Genomic DNA, 5,254 nt, shown 5'->3' with positions numbered 1-5,254 from the left:
TGGCGGTGGCGCAGCCGATCCCGCCAGCCCTGCACCAGCAGCGGCCCGAACATCAGCAGCGCCGGCAGCGCCACCGCGACCCGCCCCGTCAGCACCAGCAGCACGGCGAGCGTCGCGCCCCCGAGCGCCAGCGTCCAAAACAGCAGCGAGCGGATCGTGCGCACGTCCGCCCGCGCGAAGGCGCGCACGCTGGCATAGAACACCACGACGACGGCCAGCCCCGCGAGCAGCCAGGGCATCGCGTCGCGCCGCTATCCGGCCGCGGCCGCCGCTTCCACCACCTGCGCATGCAGGGCGGCGACGGCGCTGAGATTGACGATGCCGCGCGCGGTGACGCTCGGCACCAGCACATGCACGGGCTTGGACATGCCGAGCAGCATCGGCCCGATCGGCAACCCGTCGGCCGCCGCCTTCAGCAGGTTGAAGGCGATGTTGGCGGCGTCGATGTTCGGCATGATCAGCAGGTTGGCGGTGCCCGACAGCCGGCTGTCCGGCACCGCGCGGTCGCGGATCGCCTCGGACAGCGCCGCGTCCGCGTGCATCTCCCCGTCGATCTCCAGATCGGGGCAGCGCGCGCGGATCAGGCCGAGCGCCGTCCGCATCTTGCGCGCGCTCGTGCTGTCGCTCGCGCCGAAGCTCGAATGCGACAGGATCGCGACCTTCGGCGCGATGCCGAAATCGCGCACCGTCTCCGCCGCCAGCATCGTCATCTCGGTGATCTGCTCGGCGGTCGGATCGGTCACCATGTGCGTGTCGGCGATGAACAGCGCGCCGCCCTGCAGGATGAGGCAGGACAGAGCATAGGCGCGGGTGGCGCCGGGGCGGCGCGGGATGATCGGCAGCACGTACTGGATCTGCCGCCACCAGTTGCCGCTGCCGCCGCAGATCGCCGCGTCCGCATGCCCCGCATGCAGCAGCATCGCCGCCGCGACCGAGCTGCGCGTGGGCACGCGCCGCGCGGCCGCGTCCGGCGGCACGCCCCGCCTGCCGCTCAGCAGCTGGTATTCCCGCACCAGCGGCGCGAACGTCGCGTCATCCGTGGTCGGATCGAGGATGCGCACGCTCTCGTCGAGATCGAGTCGCAGCCCCATCTCCCGCACGCGGCGCTCGATCACCGCGCGTCTGCCGAGCAGGATCGGCTCGGCGATGCCGTCATCCACGATGGTCTGCACCGCGCGCAGCACGCGCTCGTCCTCGCCCTCGCCATAGACGATGCGCCGCAGCTCCTTCTTGGCGGCCTCGAAGACGGGCCGCATGAGCTGGCCGGAGCGGAAGACGAAGCGTTCCAGCTCGCGGCGATAGGCGAAGAAATCCGCGATCGGCCGGCGCGCCACGCCCGTCGCGATCGCCGCCCGCGCCACCGCCGGCGCGATCTGCAGGATGAGGCGGGGGTCGAACGGCTTCGGGATGATGTAGTCCGGGCCGAACACCGGCGCGGCGCCGCCATAGGCCCGGGCCACGACCTCGCTCGCCTCGATCCGCGCCAGCTCGGCGATCGCCTCGACGGCGGCGATCTTCATCGCCTCGTTGATCTCGGTCGCGCTGACATCGAGCGCGCCGCGGAAGATGAAGGGAAAGCAGAGGACGTTGTTGACCTGGTTCGGGTAGTCGCTGCGGCCGGTGGCGACGATCGCGTCCGGGCGCGCCGCGCGCACCGCCTCCGGCAGGATCTCCGGCTCCGGGTTCGCGAGCGCCAGGATCAGCGGCTTTTCGGCCAGACGGCCGAGCCACTCCGCCTTCAGCACCCGCGGCGCCGACAGGCCGAGAAAAACGTCGCAGCCCTCCAGCACGTCGGCCAGGGTGCGGGCATCCGTCGTGCGCGCATAGCGCGCGAGGCTCGGGTCCAGATTCTCGCGTCCGGCATGCACGACGCCCGCGATATCGGTCAGTATCACGTGCTCCTGCCGCAGCCCCATCGAGACCAGCAGGTCCACGCAGGCGAGCGCCGCGGCGCCGGCACCGGACGTGACGAGGCGGACGTCTTCCAGCCGCTTGCCCTGCAGCAGCAGCCCGTTGCGGATTGCCGCGGCGACCGTGATCGCCGTGCCGTGCTGGTCGTCGTGGAAGACCGGGATCTGCATCCGCGCGCGCAGCGTGCGCTCGATCTCGAAGCATTCCGGCGCCTTGATGTCCTCCAGGTTGATCGCGCCGAAGGTCGGCTCCAGCGCCGCGACCACGTCGCAAAAAAGGGCGGGGTCGGTCGCGTCCACCTCGATGTCGAAGACGTCGATGCCGGCGAACTTCTTGAACAGCACGGCCTTGCCCTCCATCACCGGCTTGGCGGCGAGGGGGCCGATATTGCCGAGGCCGAGGACGGCGGTGCCGTTGGAGATCACGGCGACGAGGTTGCCGCGCGCCGTGTAATCGCGTGCCGCGTCCGGATCGGCGGAAATCGCGTCGCACGCGGCGGCGACGCCGGGCGAATAGGCGAGCGCGAGGTCGCGCTGCGTCGCCATACGCTTGATCGGCTCGATCGCGAGCTTTCCCGGCCGCGGCAGGCGGTGGTAGTCGAGCGCGGCCTTACGGAAGTCGTCGTCCATCGCCATCTCTCGTCTTGTCACCCGGTGCGGGATGCGCGCGAGCATGCGTGGCTGCCGTCCCGCAAGGCAAGGCGGGCACGGCGTCATCAGGCCAGCGTTCAGGGCGGGTTATGCGGTCGAGAAGACTCGAACTTCCACGGGGTTGCCCCCACAAGCACCTCAAGCTTGCGCGTCTACCATTCCGCCACGACCGCACGTGCGCGAAGGCGGCGGGATATAGCCGATGACCGTGACGGGTTCAATCAGCCCCCTTTCGCCTTCCGTCACGCCCCCAGGCACGCCCCAAGCCGGGTCCCATGGCCCAGGGCGCGCCGACCGGCACCCGGCCGCCCCGGAATGGCAAATCAGCGACGTCCCGGTCGCCTATCCGCACGCCCTCGCCGTCATGGCGGCGCGCGCGGCGGCGATCCGTGCGGCGGGTGCTGCGGAACTGGTCTGGCTCGCCGAACATCCGCCGCTTTATACGGCCGGCACCTCGGCGCAGGCGGCGGACCTGCGCGATGGCGCGCGCTTTCCGGTCTATGACGCGGGCCGGGGCGGGCAGTGGACCTATCACGGGCCGGGCCAGCGCCTTGGCTACGTCATGCTTGACCTGACAAGGCGGCATGGCTCGGTCGCCGCCCGCGACGTCCGTGCCTATGTCCGCGGGCTGGAGGACTGGCTGATCGCCACCCTCGACCGGTTCGGCGTGCGCGGCGAACGGCGGGAGGGGCGCGTGGGCATCTGGATCGCCGACCGCGCTGCCGGGACGGAGGCCAAGATCGCCGCCCTCGGCGTGCGCGTCGCCCGCTGGGTCAGCTGGCACGGCGTCGCGCTGAACGTGGACCCGGACCTGCGCCACTATGACGGCATCGTCCCGTGCGGCGTGCGCGAGCACGGCGTGACGAGCCTCGCCGCCCTCGGCATCACCGCGACAATGGCCGAGGTCGATGCCGCGCTCCGCGCCGCCTGGGACGGCGTGTTCGGGGACTGACACGCTTGCCGCCACCGGCGGATCGGGCAGACTGAGGCGGCGGAACAAACAGGGGAGACGGCCATGCGTCTGAGCGAGTCCCAGCTGCGGGAGTTCGACGAGCAGGGATACCTGTTCCTGCCCGAATGTTTCGACGACGAGGAGATCGCCGTCCTGCGCGAGGAGGCGGACGCGATCTATCGGCAGACCCGTCCGGAAGTCTGGCGCGAGAGCAGCGGCGCCCCGCGCACAGCCTTCGCCGCCCATACCTACAGCGAACCGTTCCGCCTGCTGGGCGCGCATCCGCGGCTGATCGAGCCGGTCGAACAGCTGTTCGGCGAACAGCTCTACATGCACCAGTACAAGATCAACGCCAAAGCCGCGTTCGATGGCGAGGTGTGGCAGTGGCACCAGGATTACGGCACCTGGGCGCGCGACGACGGCATGCCGGAGCCGCGGGCGATGAACATCTCCGTCTTCCTCGACGAGGTGCTGCCGATCAACGGGCCGCTGATGCTGATCCCCGGCAGTCACAAGCAGGGCGTTCTGGCCGCGGCGCACGATACGTCCACCACGTCGTATCCGCTTTGGACGCTCGATCACGCGACCGTCGCCAAGCTGGCCGAGGCGCATCCGATCGTCGCGCCGACCGGCAAGCCCGGCGGCGTGCTGATGTTTCACGGCAACCTCGTCCACGGGTCGGCGGGCAACATCACGCCGTATGGGCGGAAGATCGTGTATCTCACGCTGAACGCCGTCTCGAACTACATCCGCACGCCGACGCGCAAGGACTGGATCGCCCACACGGACTTCACGCCGATCACCCCGGTCGACGACGACGCCCTGCGTGCCTATGCCCGCGCGCGACGCCGGATCGCCGCATGAGACGCGCGGCGTAAAAGCAGAGGGTTCGGGCGCCGCCGGCACAACTCTTGCTCGATCGACAGCGAAGCGATCGACAGGCAAATCTGTCGGCCAGCATAACAGACGGGGTCCCCGTCGGCGTCACCTCCACCGCTTCGGCATCGTGCGCCGCGAGGACGGCGCGGCTGTCATCGCGCGTTCGGTCGTCGAGGAGATACAGCGGCCGCCGGCCGAGCCGGGCATAGGCGCGGGCAAAAGCCGCCGAGCCGGCGGGCACCGTCGCGGGTCGGTATGACAACCCGGAATGAATCCCCCTCGGACGTCGTGCCCCGGGCGCGGGAGGGTGATCCTGCGCCCGTGCGTCAGGGCAGGATGTGAAAACCCGGTCGCGTCGGGGGTTCGGCGAGATCCTCGTCGATGCTCGCCACGCTCGCCAGACGCGGGCCGCGCCGGCAGTGGCGGAGCAGTTCCTCCACGGCCGCCGTGTCGCCCGCGACCAGCGCCTCCACCGCGCCGTCGCCCCGGTTGCGCACCCAGCCGTCGAGGCCGAGTGCCGTCGCGCGTTCCGCCATCCAGACGCGATAGCCGACGCCCTGCACCCGGCCGTTGACCACAAGTCGCTTGGCGCTCATGGCGCGCACTCCTCCGCCGCCGACGCCAGCGACATATAGCGCGCCGCCAGGGCGATGTCGGCGGCGACCCTGGCGCGTCGCGCCGCGGCCTCGGCATCCTCGCCCCACTGGCTCGCCTGGAACAACTCGTCCAGCGCCGCGGCCGCATGGGCATCCTCGGCGGAGATCGCTCCCTCGGCCAGCGCGAGGCCGAGCACCAGACTGCCGGTCGCGGGCACCGCCAGCCCGAGGCCGGCGAGGCGGTGCGGGCCGGCGCGCGCGACCGC

Annotated in this window: 5 protein-coding genes, 1 tRNA gene and 1 pseudogene; 2 read left to right on the top strand and 5 right to left on the bottom strand. The window is 71.0% G+C overall.

Going from position 1 to position 5,254, the window contains the following annotated elements:
- The 3 genes from B8460_RS06515 to B8460_RS06505 all read right to left on the bottom strand — a co-directional run.
- On the bottom strand, nucleotides 1-239 hold a 239-nt coding region (locus tag B8460_RS06515; RefSeq protein WP_048860770.1), incomplete at its 3' end, for a hypothetical protein.
- Between the two features lie 12 nt (nucleotides 240-251).
- Entirely contained in the window at nucleotides 252-2,540 is a 2,289-nt protein-coding gene (locus B8460_RS06510) for an NADP-dependent malic enzyme (RefSeq protein ID WP_048860772.1), read from the bottom strand.
- Nucleotides 2,541-2,651: 111 nt separating this feature from the next.
- A tRNA-Leu gene (locus B8460_RS06505) sits at nucleotides 2,652-2,734 on the bottom strand.
- A 29-nt stretch (nucleotides 2,735-2,763) separates the two neighbouring features.
- Here B8460_RS06505 and lipB point away from each other — a divergent pair.
- Together lipB and B8460_RS06495 are read left to right on the top strand one after the other, a co-directional pair.
- Entirely contained in the window at nucleotides 2,764-3,513 is a 750-nt protein-coding gene (gene lipB / locus B8460_RS06500; RefSeq protein WP_084623293.1) for a lipoyl(octanoyl) transferase LipB, read from the top strand.
- A gap of 63 nt (nucleotides 3,514-3,576) precedes the next feature.
- Nucleotides 3,577-4,377, top strand: coding sequence for a phytanoyl-CoA dioxygenase family protein (locus tag B8460_RS06495; RefSeq protein WP_048860769.1), 801 nt, complete (start codon nucleotides 3,577-3,579; stop codon nucleotides 4,375-4,377).
- Between the two features lie 341 nt (nucleotides 4,378-4,718).
- On the opposite strand, the gene B8460_RS06490 is transcribed toward B8460_RS06495, so the two are convergent.
- Both B8460_RS06490 and B8460_RS21700 read right to left on the bottom strand, forming a co-directional pair.
- Complete coding sequence (locus tag B8460_RS06490) at nucleotides 4,719-4,988, bottom strand: acylphosphatase (protein WP_048860768.1); 270 nt, start codon at nucleotides 4,986-4,988, stop codon at nucleotides 4,719-4,721.
- Nucleotides 4,985-5,254: pseudogene (locus B8460_RS21700) on the bottom strand (chaperone, ATP12); the annotation flags it as partial. The gene B8460_RS06490 and the pseudogene B8460_RS21700, both read right to left, overlap by 4 nt.

It is taken from the genome of Acidisphaera rubrifaciens HS-AP3, from assembly GCF_000964365.1.
GTDB classification, from domain to species: Bacteria; Pseudomonadota; Alphaproteobacteria; order Acetobacterales; family Acetobacteraceae; genus Acidisphaera; species Acidisphaera rubrifaciens.
The sequence above is the reverse complement of the archived record's forward strand: the minus strand, read 5'-3'. Positions and strand labels throughout refer to the sequence as shown.

Excerpts from the sequence above, each read along its gene's own strand:
- B8460_RS06510 (WP_048860772.1), bottom strand. The coding sequence starts at position 2,540 with ATGGACGACGACTTCCGTAAGGCCGCGCTCGACTACCACCGCCTGCCG.
- lipB (WP_084623293.1), top strand. The coding sequence starts at position 2,764 with ATGACCGTGACGGGTTCAATCAGCCCCCTTTCGCCTTCCGTCACGCCC.
- B8460_RS06495 (WP_048860769.1), top strand. The coding sequence starts at position 3,577 with ATGCGTCTGAGCGAGTCCCAGCTGCGGGAGTTCGACGAGCAGGGATAC.
- B8460_RS06490 (WP_048860768.1), bottom strand. The coding sequence starts at position 4,988 with ATGAGCGCCAAGCGACTTGTGGTCAACGGCCGGGTGCAGGGCGTCGGC.